The following is a 14,740-nucleotide window of genomic DNA, read 5'->3' as shown; positions in this document are numbered from 1 at the left end:
CGGTTACTCCATATTGCTCTGAGCTTTGTAGTAAGGGAAGGCTTCAGCCAAAAACTCTCTCATTTCGCTGGCAAGTTGCACGTTACCTGAATCACTTGCTACCTGTTGAAGTTGATCCGCAACTTCTGGTACATAGCGAGAATCTAGTTCGACATAAATCTGAATAAACTCTTCTAGTTGCTTCGCACTCAACTGATTAATAATCTCGTTTGGCTTCACTAAGGCTTGGTAGTAATAGTTAGGCTTAGGACCAAGCACCGCCCCTTCCCAGGTTTCGATAACTTGTTGATAGCCACCTAAATACTCATCACCTCGGCGCAGCTCCAGTTTGTTCATCCCTTTCAGAGCAATAATCACGTTACCTTGTTGTTGTTGCTCAGTTGCAAACTCGAAGTACTGCTGAGAAAGGTTATAGGTTTTAAGCCATGCCGCGCTATACGCCACCAGCACCAGTGCTGCTAAAGCGCCCCACTTGATCATATTGTTCATCACTTCACCCCTACCCCGGTAAACGCTTTAATGAAGTTCTTTTGCAAACAGAAGAAAACAATAACCACAGGAACAGCTATCATGGTTGTCATCGCCCATAACTGCTCCAAGTTCGTTCCCGGAACTTCGGTTTGGAAGTTATACAAGGCTAATTGCAGCGTCATTAATGACTCATCACGAACGTACAGTAGCGGTCCCATAAAGTCATTCCACGCCCCCATGAAGGTCAAAATACCTACAGTAGCCAGCGCAGGGCGTAGCATTGGTAAGACAATCTTTCTAAAGATACGGAATTCACTTGCGCCATCAATGCGTGCCGCTTCAAGGTAAGCGTTGTCAATCTGCTTCATAAACTGAACCAACAAGAAGATGTTATACGCACTGATCGAGCCTGGAATAATCAACACTCGGTATGTATTAATCCAGTTCCACTCATACATCATCATGTAAGTAGGAATGGTAAAAAGTACGGCTGGAATCATCATCGAACCCAAAATAACTTTTAACCAAAACTCACGTCCTGGAAGATTAGTTTTGACGATGGCATACGCAACCATTGAAGAGAACAAAGTATTTAGCACAGTAACAGAAACTGAGATGAAAATAGTATTAAAGAATACGCGAAACAAATTCACTGACTCAAATACTTCAATATAGCCTTTGAATGACCACTCTTTTGGTAGACTGTTCGGGTAATGCATAATTTCTGGACCAGTCTTGAATGAGTTAATAATCATATAAAAGAATGGATACATTACCAATATAGAAGCGAGTACCAAAGTGCCATAAATTAATATGGTTTTATTTTTATTCTTTTCCATCGTTAATCTTCCTTGCTAGTGATCTTCAACTGCATCATGGTTAACAAGTAAATAACAGCAGCAAGCATCAAGCCTATCGTTGACGCCTCACCCATTTTCATCTGTTCAAAACCCGTTTGATAGAGATATAAAACCGGTGTTAATGCTGATTGGTAAGGACCACCACTTAAATCAAAGTTCATAAATACTTCGATGAACATCTGTAGACCGTTAATAATATTCATGGTCATAACAAAGATGATTTGCGGCATGATCATTGGCAGTGTGATTTTGCTCGTTTTACGCCACCACGAAGCGCCATCGATATCAGCAGCTTCAAACAAAGAACGATCAATACTTGCAATACCGCCAAGGAAAATGATCATCTGAACACCAAACCACTTCCAGGCGCTGAACACTGCAATCACAGGCATTGGCAACCATTGCTCAAACTTCCAAAAAACAGGCTCGCTTAACATAGATGATTCGACCATCGCACTTTGCACTGGACCGGATGGTCCAGAAACAAAATCAAAGATCACCATCGCAACCGTAATCGAAGTAATCACTGGTATGAACATAATGGTTCGAAAGAAGCTTGCCATGAATTTAATTTCATTTAACAGCAAAGCTAAACCCAAGCCAATAATAAAACTCAGAAATACAAATATAACCTGGTTAAATAACACGTTGAATAGTGACTTCCAAAATAACGTATCTGTTACAACAGAAATCCAGTTTGCCAAACCAACAAACTTAGTATTTTCCGGAAGTAAAATATTCACATTCAAAAAACTACTTTCAAAAGAAAGGAAGAATGGATACATCAAGAAAACAGTGAAATATATAATCCAAGGTGCAAGGAATACATATCCCATAATGAGATTATTTCTTTTCATATTTTTACCACACTAATCCGTTGATATATTATTGCTTAAATATATCTTTAGCCTGTTGACTTGCTGCATCGACAGCTTGTTGAGGTGTTACTTCTTTTTTCAACACTACTTTGGAGTATTGCTGCAAAATGATATTGGCCACATCTGCCGACTGTGCAAATGGTTCACTCATGATGGTATAAGGAAGTTGCTCCACAAACGGTTTTGCCTCAGCACTCTTGTAATAAGGGCGCTCTTTCAACGATACCAACGCTGGAAGCTGACCAAGCGTCATGTTCGCTTTGTGGTTTAGCTCGTCATCCATCAATACTTGGACAAACTGCCAGCTCAACTGCTCTAGTTCTTGATCACTTTTAAAGATCATCAGTGCGCGACCATCTAACGTCGAATAAGATTGCTCACCTTTGTTTAGAGTTGGAATCGGCGCTAACCCAACATCTTCACCAATCACCATTGGCTTTTGCGCAGCTTCCGCCAAGTTGGCTTTCCAACCGAAACCAAACTGTGGCCACATACCAATGTTTCTTGAGAAAAAGCTCTTCTCCATAGTAAGTGGGGCATACTGCTGTACTCGCTGCATAGTCGAGAGAAACGTCGCCATATTGGCGTCTTGCTTATCGAAAATGGGATGAGTACCAAAACGGTTTAACAAGGTATATTCACCACCGTTGAAGTTGTAATACAACTGAGCAAGCATCCCCCAATACCAGCTCCCCGTCGATAGGACGTCATTCCATAGCACTGTCCCATAGACTGGGCTGCCATCGGATCTTGGCGGCAGTTGGTTTATTTTATTCGCCGCAACAAGAAACTCATCCCAAGTTTTAGGCGGTTGTTCAGGGTCTAATCCCGCTTCACGAAATAGCTCTTTGTTATAAATCATTAGCTGGGTGGTCACATTCCATGGAATGTAGTAGCTGCGACCAAAATTTTTGCGCATAAATACCGGATCAATACGCTCAACCAATTCTTGATAACCTTCGAATTGATCAAAATATGCCAATTTCCCCATCTTGGCATACTTAGCCGGTTGGTAGCCAAACACCCCTGCATAGAGGTTTGGCAAGTCACCGGCAGCCATACGTGTCTCTAGGTTCTCATCGTTCGATACCACCACTTTCACGTCAGGAAAGCGTTTATTAAATTCAGGAATCACTTCCTGACGAACGAAGTTCATATAGTTACCTGCAGGCGTCATCACCTCTAACTTAGTGGCAGCCGCCGCACAGGTTTGATAGCTAAGGGCAAGCGCACACCCGATTAACCATTTCTTCATGATCTACCCTACAAAGTTTCCCTCGAGATCAGCTTAGTTGGTAGGATGCGTAATTCTTCCAGGTCTTTTTCACCGCTAAGTGCATCAATCAATGTTTGTGCAGCTAACTCACCCATACCTGTTTTCTGATGGGAGATGGTCGTCAACCTAGGAATCATCAATTCAGCCATATGTATATCGTCAAAACCGACTAGCTTCATATCTTCAGGGATATTGATACCGTGCTCTTTTGCAGCACGCATAATACCTATAGCCATTTCATCGTTCGCTGCAAAAACCGCTTTCGGCTGTTTGCCTTTTTCGAGCAGTTCGAGCATTTGTGCGTACGCTGATTTCTCAGTGAAGTCACTCTCAACCAGCAAGTCATCATTTACAGCAATTTTGAAATAACCAAGCGCAGAGATGTATCCATCAAGGCGTTTTTGAGCATCGTATGAGTCATTCGGTCCACCAAAGTAATAAATCTCTTCGCATCCAGAAGCGATCAAGGCTTTAGTGGCAGCAAACGCACCGCCGAAGTTATCAATCAAAATATTATAAATGTGTGGACCTGAAACCTCGCGGTCCAAAACTGCAATTGGGAAATCCTTTTTCGCTATAGCCTTTAAGAACTCATCATCAAACGAGTTGGTAAGAATAATGGCACCGTCAACGACTCTGTCTCGAATGTATTTATGTGCAGTCGAATTTTCATTGCCGTACATACTGCATGCCACTAGGTCATAACCATGTTGATGACATACTTGTTCAATACCTTTCACTAATTCACTGTAGATAGGACCAAACCATGAGTTGAAGAATAGACCGATAGCATTGCTCTTTTTCTGCTTGAGTTGTTTTGCATTGCTATTTGCTACGTAATTCATTTCTGCGGCAACGCTAAGCACGTGCTTGCGTGTTGCTTCACTGATACGAGTGCTTCCGTTCATAGCATAAGAAACGGTCGCAATCGACACGTTTGCTTTTTTGGCTACATCTTTAATCGTAACTGTCATGTATAAATTATGTCCTTGTTTAGAATCATTAACCGCCAACTGGTTTTGTTGAAACGATTCTACCAAGAAAGCGCATTAAGCAACAATTATTGCTGAATTAGCGTTAGAAATACGGGAGGTTAATCCGGATTTCCGGATTAACCTCATTTCTTAAAGAGTAATCTCAAGTAAATTATCGTTCTGATTTAAGTTTTCATTCAACCACTTACGATATACCAACGCCGCACCGGAACGATAGCGGTTAGGCATTAACTCAAATGGTACGTCTTGACCATTCAGTTTAATCGTTTTAGGTGTATGACTGCCTTGTTGTGGTGAAATGAGCAGTTTAACCAACTTACCTTCGATTTCGTATTCAATAGCAACCTTGCCCAAACGTGGCGAGATAACTGGGTCAAGAACCAAATCATGGTTGTCGAAACGTAAACCGAACACACTACTAATCAATTGATTTAAATAGATCCCTGGACCACTTGAATAGATTCTCCAGCCACCTTTCACTGCCACTTCACCAGAGCGTACTTTTTCAAAGTTATCGTAAGCCATGTAACGGTCGTTAAACTTGGCATCAGAGCTCGAGAAGTATGCATTCGACTGGCGTAGCTCTGCATTTGGAACCACATCTTGAATACCAACAGGAATAATCTTGTACAGGTTATCAAATACCGCTTCTGCATCCCCCAGCTTACATAACGCTTCAATAAAACGAATATGCGCATGGCAGTACTGCAGGCCGACTTCACGACCCAGGTTCGCCGCTAACTCTGCACGTTTAAAATACGTTTGTTCACCCGCTTTATATTCAGCCATTTTATCCATCAAGCGCACACCGTCCGGATGAACCAAGCGATCTTTGATCACTGCCATGTGGCTGTGCGCCATTTCCGGCGAGAATGTCTCGGAGATAATTGAGCGACTCGCAGGCAGCAGACGATGCTTAATACCTGTTTTCTTATCAGCAGGGTGAAGTAAATATTCCACTTCTTTCACTTCGCCATTTTCGGCACGATCAAAGTGAATAAAGCCAGCGATGGTGTCATCTTTAATCAAGTAGTGGTAGTAATCATGCTCCATTGCTTGTGCCAACTGCGCCAGTTGCGCAGAGAACTCAACGTGTGATGCATTCTTTTCTAGCACTGTAACCATGCCCTTCAATGCTTGTAAGGTAAGCGGAATCGTCCAACCACTAACCATATTTTCACGCAATGACTGATTCGCAGGCTGCAAAGTATCATCCCAGTCACCATCACCATAACAAGAGAGTGAAGTACCAGGGACTAGATTGTCGATAATGTGCTGAACTTGGCGTTCAACGTGTGCAAACAGTGAGTATGTTTGTTCACTCTTCGCAAAGCCATGATGCGCTAGTGTGTATGGCAACATTTCATTGAGCAATTCGAAGTCACCCGTCACAGCAAGGTAATCGGCTAGTGCTTTTAATGGCCAAACAACGATGTCACCATGTGACTCTTCTTGTTGAATTGCCGCATATTGATCAAACATAAACCATTGTGGCCACGTACCGGTTTCTTGATACTGATGACTATAGATTTCTTTAAGCAAGTCGCGAGCTTTCGCGTACTCTTGCATCGACATAAACAGCTCAAACGGGCCTTGCGATACGTCACGTGTACCCCACGCCGCGCCTGAATATTGCTCTAAACCATGCGGCGTGCTGTAGTGCACAAGGGCGTTATGTGTAAACCAATGTACCGTCTCATTCAGACGTTGGCTGTTCAATTCATCGGCTTCAAAATGCAGCTTGAAACCTTTAGTCAGTTGATTGACTTGAGAGTGGCATTTTGCCGTCTCTTCATCAAAATCAACCCACTTACCTTTTGAATTCACACCGTTAAACTCGCCACCAATAGCAATGCGAGCTTTATCGCTAACAATACCTTTAAGAACTAGATATTCAGCAGAGTTAGTCTCTGGATTAGTGAAGATATCGCACTCGCTAAGCTCGGCACTTGGCTCAATTGCAAAACTTAGATCTTTACCGAACTTACCAATCAGTTCATTTTCACCGCGAACAACGAAACCTTTACCTTCTTGGCTCACACAGATCTTGCTTTCACCTTCGTTATTGCCAAACACCAATTGATGAGACACTGCAACTTCGAGTAAAGAATTCAGACCATGAGTAGCAATCTCAAGTTGAATGAGCGGCGATTCTGCAGAAGCAAACGAGCGTACTTCAATGAAACCATCGCCGTATTTATAGATCCAACGAGAGTAGTTAGTACCAACTTCGTATGCTGAAGGCATACCCAAAACTTGGTATTGCTCGCCTTGTTTTACCCAAATTCTCTGACCGCTGTTAGCAAACTGGTTCAATGGGTTACGACATACACCTAATAGCTTGTTGAAAGAAGTATTGCCTAGCGTCAATTGCGAGTTAAATACACCGTAGATGTAATGCGTCGCGCTCATGATTGGGTTGCGGTAATCTTTATTGTTGCCTGATGCGATGACATGACCCGTTGCACGCTCAAGATAGCGCTCTTTAGCTGCTAGCGTCACGTATTGGCTGTCGCCATAGAAAAATGACAACAATTCAGAGCCCTGCTTTTCAGCGAAACGTCGCTCATCGCCAAACCAATCAACTAACTCTTGCTCAGTAAGCTCTGCGCCATTGATGTATGCCGCTTTTGCTTGGGGCTGATGTTTCAGCGCTGACTCGAGTTGAGAGCAGCCAGCCTTGGCATGCAATTCAACGATCGTTGACATCGCAACGGGTTGAGTCCAGTTAGAGCTAGAACAATTGGCTTCCACAATCGCATAAAAAGTATGGATAGCTGCCTTGTTTGGCTGAGCAATGCTTGGCGCAGTTTGCAAAGCAACATAGCCAAATTCATATTGGTACTTTTCGTTCGCTAGTTCACGCAGTTCCAGCGCCGCTGGCTGACCAGTAAACTTAAATTGTTTACCGAAGAATTGATAACCATCTGTACTGTAACCAACGATAGGGCTGAAACAACCAAGTTGAATACGAGGATTACCTGAACTTTGTGGTAAGTTCTGGCGGCTACATAACGTAAAACCACACTCAGATGAATTAAACACCTCATGATCAAGGTACTGTGAACAGTATGCTTCATTGGTTTTCACTGCGCCTTCATCAGCTAAGCCAAGGTCTTGACCGTAAACGAGATCGTAGTTGAAATCGCTACCACTGGTGTTCAACACTTCAACGTCGTAAAAGAAAGCATTCTCGACAATTTTTACTGCAACAGTGGCTTGGAATACGTCGGTTGTCGTGCGCCATGCAGGTAGACCACTTGACTGTATAAACGTTTCAATTTGTTGGTTAAAAAAAAGCAACGGCGTTGCTGTTACCACATCATTTTCAAATGTGCGTAAGTAAATATTGCTGATTGCGTGTTCACCAGTTGGTGTTTCAAATAGCGATACCATCAGTTTGTCACTGCGAATAGCAGCCAACATGCCCTGTGGGCTAAATGTCATATTGAGTTTTTCACCACCGACATTCAGTGCCGGTTGATTAATTTGTGGGTACATTGCGAATACTCTCCAGACGCCGCAAAAATTAAGAATAAAAAATATTGTTGTCAGTCGCATCATCAAACAGATGACACTTACTCATGAATAGTTCGATATAGCAACGGCTTGCAACCACTGGGATCTGCTCTCGATCTGACTGCTTACATACCACTCGGCAACCAAGTACATTAAGGTGGATATATACCTCCGAGCCAAGTTCCTCTATCGCTTCAACTTCCGCTGATAACGTATTGGGATTACTTTCGCTGCACACAGCGATATGCTCAGGTCGAATACCTACATGAACGGGTTTATCTAGCCACATTTCTGCTCGTGCGTGACGCTCTTGTGGCAGATCTAGCACTTTACCACCTAAGTTAACACCAACCGCATCGCCCGATTTAACCACTTTACCACCTAGCATATTCATTGCTGGCGAACCAATAAATTCTGCTACAAAGCGATTCTTTGGATTGTGATAAACGTTCATCGGTGTATCAACTTGCATGATACTGCCTTTGTTAAGAATGCATACACGGTCACCCATCGTCATTGCTTCCACCTGATCATGTGTAACGTAAATCATGGTCGCAGGGCTACCGGAATCCTTTAGCTGCTGGTGCAAACGCGTAATACGCATGCGCATTGATACACGCAATTTAGCATCAAGGTTTGATAACGGTTCATCAAAAAGAAATACCTCTGGTTTGCGCACCATTGCGCGTCCGAGAGCCACTCGTTGACGCTGACCGCCAGACATCTGCTTCGGCTTGCGATCGAGCAACTCAGTAATCTCTAGTAGCTCAGCAGCTTCTGCAACACGACGTTCAATTTCTTGTTTTGATTTCTTAGCTGTCTCCAAACCGAACGCCATGTTTTCATAGGTCGTCATATGTGGGTATAGCGCATAGTTTTGGAAAACCATCGCAATACCGCGGTCTTTTGGAGGCAAGTCATTACACACCTTGTCACCAATTGATAATTGACCGCTGGTAATGCTTTCTAATCCTGCAACCATTCTCAGCATGGTTGATTTCGCACATCCTGAAGGTCCAACTAGCACCATAAATTCACCATCCTTGATGTCTAAGCTTACATCATGAATCGCGTGGAAACCGTTGTCATAAACCTTATTGATGCCTTCGAGTGTAACCTTTGCCATTGGCTTTTTATTCCTATTCAAAAGCTATGTTAAACGTTTCAACAAAGGGTAGCGATACAGAGATTTTTAATCAATCTATAAATACAACTACTCTTACGTTTCGTGATCTTTATCTAGTGTTACGGGGTAGCGGATAAGTTTTCATCAGCAACAAAGTCGTCATACATTAACTCCAGAGTCGCTTGATAATTTCTTGAAGCTAAATAGCGATGAACGTTGCCACGTATAGACTCAGCAATGAATGCACCCACAAACATCCCCTGATCAAGACCAATGACTTTACGAGAGACTTCTCCTTGGTCATTGATAGCATCAACCCATCCAGCACTGGTTTCTATTTGCGGGTTATCCTGTTTAAGTTTGTTTAAACGATTTAAGGCGTCCGTTTCATTTATCATGTAGTAGAGCGCTAGAGTATGCGGAGAACCTGTTGTTCCTGTCTCGATCGAATTACCAAATTTACGATAACTTTCTGAGACGCTTTCTAGACCATAAGCGGCATAGCCGTCAGCAACGGTAGCCGAAGCGGAAACAAATGGAATACTGTACTTGTCAGCGTAAGTTGCATGGATACGAGAAAAGTCAGTCACTATCTGATAATCCGGTATTAAACTCGCCTCATCTAGCCACAATGCTGGCAACATAGCTTGGAAATAAGAACCATCCCAAGTCAGTAGTGGATTTACTGTTTTTCCATTAAGCTCCACATTCCCCGTCATTAACCACATATCTTCAAACACTGTAGTTGGCACTCGCCCTTCGCTCACTAACACCGCCCAAAGAGGCGCCAGGCGGCTTTCGTTGGCTTTGCGATCGATGTAGTACCCAAGAAAATCATTAGATTTATTGCTCCAACCTGCCCTCAATAATCCTCTAGTTGAATCATAAAGCGCTTCCCAACCACTTTGCTGTGCCGTCAGTAGTTGTTCCGCCCGAGCTGCAATTGCGTTTAAACGTTCATTACTATGATTTTCAAAAGCGCCAACTAGCCCAGCTAAAGTAAACGACGTAATTGCGTTATCGACAGCCGATGCCGTCGCATCTTGATTAATGGCTAATTTCTGGTTTTCAAATTGGTAGAGCCAATAGAACAATCCACGCCACTTCGGTGCGGCTTCTAATTGTGTCAAGACTCGCTCTAAACGAGTGATCGCTTTCTCATCGTTAGCTTCAACCATTTCTATCAAGACATTGATATATAAAGCAATGGTTGAAATGTTAGTGTAAGAAGAGACCGCTATATTCTCACCGTTAACCAATACGTGGTCGTATGGCAAATGCGTGCTGCTAGAGACACCGATGCCATCCAGAAAGTAATCGATGTTATCTTGCAGTGACCGTTCAAACCCTGCTGGATAGACATGTGGGGCAAGTTCAATTGCCGTGATCGTCGTGTGACTAGGTAACTGGGTAGACGTTTGACTATCAGATGAACCACCACAGCCCATCATTAAAGCAAGAGTAGAAGCAACAAAAGGGATAGATATTCGTTTCATAACAACCTCTAAATTAGGCATAAAAAAAGCCCCGAAGGGCTTTGAGCAGTGTTAGGAAGCAATCTCGATAAGTTTAAATAAACCAATTGGTTAATAACTTATATTGCTTGCAATTTTGATCAGAATGTCCAAATCACGCCAACTTTGGCAAACACACCCTCTTTGTCACCCCAAGTGTACTGATTGCCATTGCGCTGTTGATGGTCACGATACGCTAGATCTGCTAGCAGACTTATTGACTGGTTAACCGGAATTTCGGTGTATAACGCATAGTTGTTGTAATCATACCCAGTACCATCAAAGATTTCGGTTTCACCTAATTCGTATCGTAATTCCAGATATACGCCACTATCGAACTTAAACTGTACGAGCGGCTTAATCGCTGTTTCTGTCCACGCAAAGTCATTCTTATCTTCGTGATATAAGAACTTAGTGCCAAGATTGATCCAGTTATTTAAACGATAAACATAAAGCGGTTCCGTTTCATAAAACATCGCCCCTTCTTCATCCCAATAACCAGACTCAAGGTTTAGGTGCAAGAAGTGATTGCCGAAGGTAAAATTCAGCTCTGGCGTGATCTGGTAACGCGTACTCTCTTCAAAGCCTGTTACTTTTTCATAGCCAAACTCAATCGCATAGTTAAATGACTCGTTTACCCACTTCTCATAACGTGGCATTAATTCCGTAGTCAGAAGTGCATTGCCTTCCGAGACTTTGTCTTTACCACGATACTTATGCGTCTCTTTTAGCACGTAAGCCAATCGGAAATTATCCGTTATCTTGGTTGAACCATCTGCAAAGATAATCGATTGAAATAGCTGACTTGGTGCATTGTCATAGACATATTCTTCATATTCAAAACCAGTCAGAACACGGGTTCGCTTCATGGTTGCGACAGACTCATTTGAAGCCATCAACACATCACCAAAGCCTCCCACGTCTTCTAATCCCTCAAAACTGGTGGTGGTAATCGCACCATAATTGGGAAATTCAATGCCATCCCACATACGAGGTTGCTCTTTTAGCGCTGCATAACCGTCAAGCTCAACGTCTTGCCAGAAGCCAGCTTTCACCCCTTCTGCAAATACAGGTAATGAGGATGCGGCAGTAAGAGCGAGCGCAAGTGCCGTTAGTTGTTTCATACTAATACCACTCACTGTTAACCGTTGTTTGGAACATAACTGCGATACATCTGCTGAACATCAGCCATGTAACCACGAGCCGTTAAGTACTTTTCTACATCTGCGTTGATTTCATCAGCTAAGAACGCACCAACAAACATTCCTTGGTCAAGAGATAGGATCTTGGTTGACATTTTTCCTTGTGAATCAACAGCATCATACCAACCAAACTCTGACTCAATTTGCGGGTAGTAGTTCTTCAGCGCTTTCAATGCTTGCACTGATGTTTCCGGGCTAACGATGTAAGACAGTGCGAGCGCATGTGGCGTGCCAGTTGTACCTTCATGAATTTCATTGTTGAATTTCACTTTGCTTTCTGACAGGAATGGGACACCAAATGCTGCATAAGCGTCATCAACCGTCGCAGAAGAAGATACCAGTGGAATGTTGTGCTTCGCAGCATAAGTCATCTGCAAGAAAGTCATGTCTTTGACCATAGTGTAATCAGGCATCAACTCTTGCTCATTCAGCCAAATTGCAGGCAGCATAGCTTGGAAATAAGCACCATCCCAAGTCAGCATTGGATTGTATTCTTTACCATTGAAAGTGTACTTATGGGTATAGAGTTCCATATTATCGAAAGCAGATTGAGGAATGGCTTTATCGCCCGCTTCTTTCGTAATAAGCGCAGCCCAAAGTGGTGCTAAACGGCTTTCATTCGCTTTACGGTCGATGTAGTAAGGAAGCGCCGCATCATTTTTAGTGCTCCATCCCGCATGCAACAGACCTCGACCTTGGTCATAAATTTCAAACCAGCCTTGTTTTTGTCCAACGAGAATCGCTTCAACACGTTCAACAATTTTTTGTTTCTCGGCATCCGTTTCATCCAGGTATGCACCAGCTACGCCTGCGAGTGCAAGAGCTAAGTTGGCGTTATCAACCGCAGGAACAATACCGTCAGATGTTGGTTTCAGCTTACCTTCAACAATATCATACGGCCAGAAATATAAACCTTTCCATGTCGGAGTTTCTTCCAATACATCAAGCACTTCCGCGATACGTGTTAAGGCTTTGCCTTCACCTGCTTTTTCAGCTTCAACCAAAATATTAAGGTACAAGCCAATTTCTGTAGTGTTTACGTAGTAATGCGGTTTTACCTTACCTTCCACGATCGAAACAGTGTCAAAAGGAACTTTAGCAACAGGGTCTACGCCGACACCATCTCTAAAGAAGTTAAGGTTATTTTGCAATTCTGCTTTAAATTGCGCTGGGTAAAGATGGTCACGAACAGATAATTCATTAATAACCACATCGCTTGCAAATGCATTACTAGCGAGGGCAAACAGCACGGCAGCTGCGAGAGTACTTTTTGTATTTATCATTGTAGAATTCCGTTTTATTTCGCTGGACTCAAGTTTAAACGTTTCTATTAATCTGTGATAAATGTTCGCGGTCGTCAATACCGTTAGTTGTGTAAACGTGATCCAGTTACAATATTATTTGTTTTCTGAATAAAAAACAGCACCACAAAACAAATTAATCATTTAAATTCAATAGGTTATTATAACAAAAGGATAATTAGCATTACTCTATTCAGCCATATACATTCAGTTAAACCATGCCAAAACTTGGTCACAATCACAAAATCGAATACTCGTTTAAACGTTTTACTTGATTAGTAAAGCCAATATGGACATGCTTTAACCAATTAAACGTTTAAACAAAATTAATCCCTACAAAATTTTAAGCGGTATAACGATATGACCAGTAATGTTTTTAACAAAAAGCTACTCGCAACTCTAATATGCACGGCAGGCTTAGCTGGCTGTTTGGATGATCCATACAACGAGCCTGATACCCCGACACCACCACCTGCATCGCAAGAGATCCCTTTATACTCACCAAATGGTGATAGCGCTTTTACTCTGGTCATCAAAGATAGTAATGGAGTTGAAGCCATCGTAGATGGCAATAGCGTTTCTCAAGGGAACATTAGTGTCACTAATGTATCGGGTGAAGCCAATGGTACGTTAAACGTCACTATCACTGACAATAAATCGGGAAGAATTGCACTCACAAGTAGTGATAGCAGTCATATTAATTTAAACGTTGATCCTGCTACATCAACATTGCAGTTTTCTACTCGTGCCATGAGTTTACCAACTAATGACCAAGAAATTTACGTCACTAGCCAAAAAGAGAACAATGCTGATATAGGCAAAGTATCACTAACCAGTAGTTATACAGCTAGCTATAACGGAGCACCTCAAACTATTAAGATCCCGCTGACCTGCTTCAGTGATGCTGGTATGGATTACACTAATGCTATATCGCCATTTTCGTTAGTATCTGACAACAATCTCAATTTTGATCTTGGCAATATCCGTATTGTAACGAACTCAATAACCCAACCAGATGTTTTGGAGTGTGACAACACAAGTGCTTTACTCCAAGCTGATGACCCTAGTGATACCTTCAAAGCAAGCAAAGTGTTTGCTGTGCCTGTTACAGGTTGGGCGACGGCAATCACCAACTGGATGACTGTTGGAAATTCCACCCTACACTGGGGGCACGATCATATTCGCATTGAATATACGAATGCTCCGGCCGGAGAAAATGGTGGCTTGGTGCTCGCCACTCAAGATCAATCATTCAAAGATATGTCAGCCTATGTAGATAGTGGCGTTCTGCAATTCATGTTTTATGTAGATAACTATGCTAATCACCCAACTAAACGCTTCCAGGTTCAGATGGAGTCCAGTACCCATGGTAATTCTGAGCCATACTTCCTGCCAGCTGGAACTGCAGAGAAAGGATGGCAGCAAATTCAAGTACCATTAAAAGATCTATTTACGCGAAAAGACGGTTCTATCAATATCAATTCGCTCAGAAACATAGATAAAGCCGTGTCAATCTTGCCAGAATGGGTGGAAGGCGAACAAACACTGCAAGGTATCGACTTCTCGATTGGTAACGTACAAATCGTCGTACCATAGCC

The 14,740-nt window shown here is 42.6% G+C and carries 11 protein-coding genes; 1 reads left to right on the top strand and 10 read right to left on the bottom strand.

Annotated elements, in window-relative coordinates; translation table 11 throughout:
• Nucleotides 1-3 precede the first annotated feature (3 nt).
• The 10 genes from GZN30_RS16195 to GZN30_RS16150 form a co-directional block, all read right to left on the bottom strand.
• Complete coding sequence (locus GZN30_RS16195) at nucleotides 4-489, bottom strand: hypothetical protein (protein WP_075648341.1); 486 nt, start codon at nucleotides 487-489, stop codon at nucleotides 4-6.
• Nucleotides 489-1,310: a carbohydrate ABC transporter permease gene (locus tag GZN30_RS16190; RefSeq protein WP_075648343.1), complete on the bottom strand. Its 822-nt coding sequence runs from the start codon at nucleotides 1,308-1,310 to the stop codon at nucleotides 489-491. The genes GZN30_RS16195 and GZN30_RS16190 overlap by 1 nt, the downstream gene beginning before the upstream one ends.
• 2 nt (nucleotides 1,311-1,312) lie before the next feature.
• The gene (locus GZN30_RS16185; protein WP_075648345.1) at nucleotides 1,313-2,188 is read right to left on the bottom strand and encodes a carbohydrate ABC transporter permease; all 876 of its coding nucleotides are present in this window, start codon (nucleotides 2,186-2,188) and stop codon (nucleotides 1,313-1,315) included.
• Between the two features lie 28 nt (nucleotides 2,189-2,216).
• Complete coding sequence (locus GZN30_RS16180; protein WP_075648347.1) at nucleotides 2,217-3,464, bottom strand: extracellular solute-binding protein; 1,248 nt, start codon at nucleotides 3,462-3,464, stop codon at nucleotides 2,217-2,219.
• An 8-nt stretch (nucleotides 3,465-3,472) separates the two neighbouring features.
• Nucleotides 3,473-4,459 carry a LacI family DNA-binding transcriptional regulator gene (locus GZN30_RS16175; RefSeq protein ID WP_075648349.1) on the bottom strand — a complete coding sequence of 329 codons (987 nt, stop codon included), beginning with the start codon at nucleotides 4,457-4,459 and terminating at the stop codon, nucleotides 3,473-3,475.
• Between the two features lie 150 nt (nucleotides 4,460-4,609).
• Nucleotides 4,610-7,981, bottom strand: a complete 3,372-nt coding sequence (locus GZN30_RS16170; protein WP_075648351.1) for a GH36-type glycosyl hydrolase domain-containing protein — start codon at nucleotides 7,979-7,981, stop codon at nucleotides 4,610-4,612.
• 28 nt (nucleotides 7,982-8,009) lie between these two features.
• Nucleotides 8,010-9,125 carry an ABC transporter ATP-binding protein gene (locus GZN30_RS16165; RefSeq protein WP_075648353.1) on the bottom strand — a complete coding sequence of 372 codons (1,116 nt, stop codon included), beginning with the start codon at nucleotides 9,123-9,125 and terminating at the stop codon, nucleotides 8,010-8,012.
• Nucleotides 9,126-9,244: 119 nt separating this feature from the next.
• On the bottom strand, nucleotides 9,245-10,621 hold the full coding sequence (locus tag GZN30_RS16160) for a glucoamylase family protein (protein WP_083627132.1): 1,377 nt from the start codon (nucleotides 10,619-10,621) through the stop codon (nucleotides 9,245-9,247).
• A gap of 119 nt (nucleotides 10,622-10,740) precedes the next feature.
• A complete protein-coding gene (locus GZN30_RS16155) occupies nucleotides 10,741-11,763 on the bottom strand; it encodes a hypothetical protein (RefSeq protein WP_197739799.1) in 1,023 nt (340 codons plus the stop codon).
• A gap of 17 nt (nucleotides 11,764-11,780) precedes the next feature.
• Nucleotides 11,781-13,124 (bottom strand): glucoamylase family protein, encoded by a 1,344-nt coding sequence (locus GZN30_RS16150; RefSeq protein WP_075648355.1) that lies wholly within the window; start codon nucleotides 13,122-13,124, stop codon nucleotides 11,781-11,783.
• Between the two features lie 378 nt (nucleotides 13,125-13,502).
• On the opposite strand from GZN30_RS16150, the gene GZN30_RS16145 reads away from it, so the two are divergent.
• Nucleotides 13,503-14,738, top strand: a complete 1,236-nt coding sequence (locus GZN30_RS16145; protein ID WP_075648357.1) for a putative glycoside hydrolase — start codon at nucleotides 13,503-13,505, stop codon at nucleotides 14,736-14,738.
• Nucleotides 14,739-14,740 lie beyond the last annotated feature (2 nt).

Source organism: Vibrio ponticus (assembly GCF_009938225.1).
GTDB classification, from domain to species: Bacteria; Pseudomonadota; Gammaproteobacteria; order Enterobacterales; family Vibrionaceae; genus Vibrio; species Vibrio ponticus.
This window is presented reverse-complemented; position numbering and strand designations above follow the sequence as displayed.

What these genes read in the sequence shown, in the direction of transcription:
- GZN30_RS16195 (WP_075648341.1), bottom strand. Translation starts at nt 489, where the DNA reads ATGAACAATATGATCAAGTGGGGCGCTTTAGCAGCACTGGTGCTGGTG.
- GZN30_RS16190 (WP_075648343.1), bottom strand. Translation starts at nt 1,310, where the DNA reads ATGGAAAAGAATAAAAATAAAACCATATTAATTTATGGCACTTTGGTA.
- GZN30_RS16185 (WP_075648345.1), bottom strand. Translation starts at nt 2,188, where the DNA reads ATGAAAAGAAATAATCTCATTATGGGATATGTATTCCTTGCACCTTGG.
- GZN30_RS16180 (WP_075648347.1), bottom strand. Translation starts at nt 3,464, where the DNA reads ATGAAGAAATGGTTAATCGGGTGTGCGCTTGCCCTTAGCTATCAAACC.
- GZN30_RS16175 (WP_075648349.1), bottom strand. Translation starts at nt 4,459, where the DNA reads ATGACAGTTACGATTAAAGATGTAGCCAAAAAAGCAAACGTGTCGATT.
- GZN30_RS16170 (WP_075648351.1), bottom strand. Translation starts at nt 7,981, where the DNA reads ATGTACCCACAAATTAATCAACCGGCACTGAATGTCGGTGGTGAAAAA.
- GZN30_RS16165 (WP_075648353.1), bottom strand. Translation starts at nt 9,125, where the DNA reads ATGGCAAAGGTTACACTCGAAGGCATCAATAAGGTTTATGACAACGGT.
- GZN30_RS16160 (WP_083627132.1), bottom strand. Translation starts at nt 10,621, where the DNA reads ATGAAACGAATATCTATCCCTTTTGTTGCTTCTACTCTTGCTTTAATG.
- GZN30_RS16155 (WP_197739799.1), bottom strand. Translation starts at nt 11,763, where the DNA reads ATGAAACAACTAACGGCACTTGCGCTCGCTCTTACTGCCGCATCCTCA.
- GZN30_RS16150 (WP_075648355.1), bottom strand. Translation starts at nt 13,124, where the DNA reads ATGATAAATACAAAAAGTACTCTCGCAGCTGCCGTGCTGTTTGCCCTC.
- GZN30_RS16145 (WP_075648357.1), top strand. Translation starts at nt 13,503, where the DNA reads ATGACCAGTAATGTTTTTAACAAAAAGCTACTCGCAACTCTAATATGC.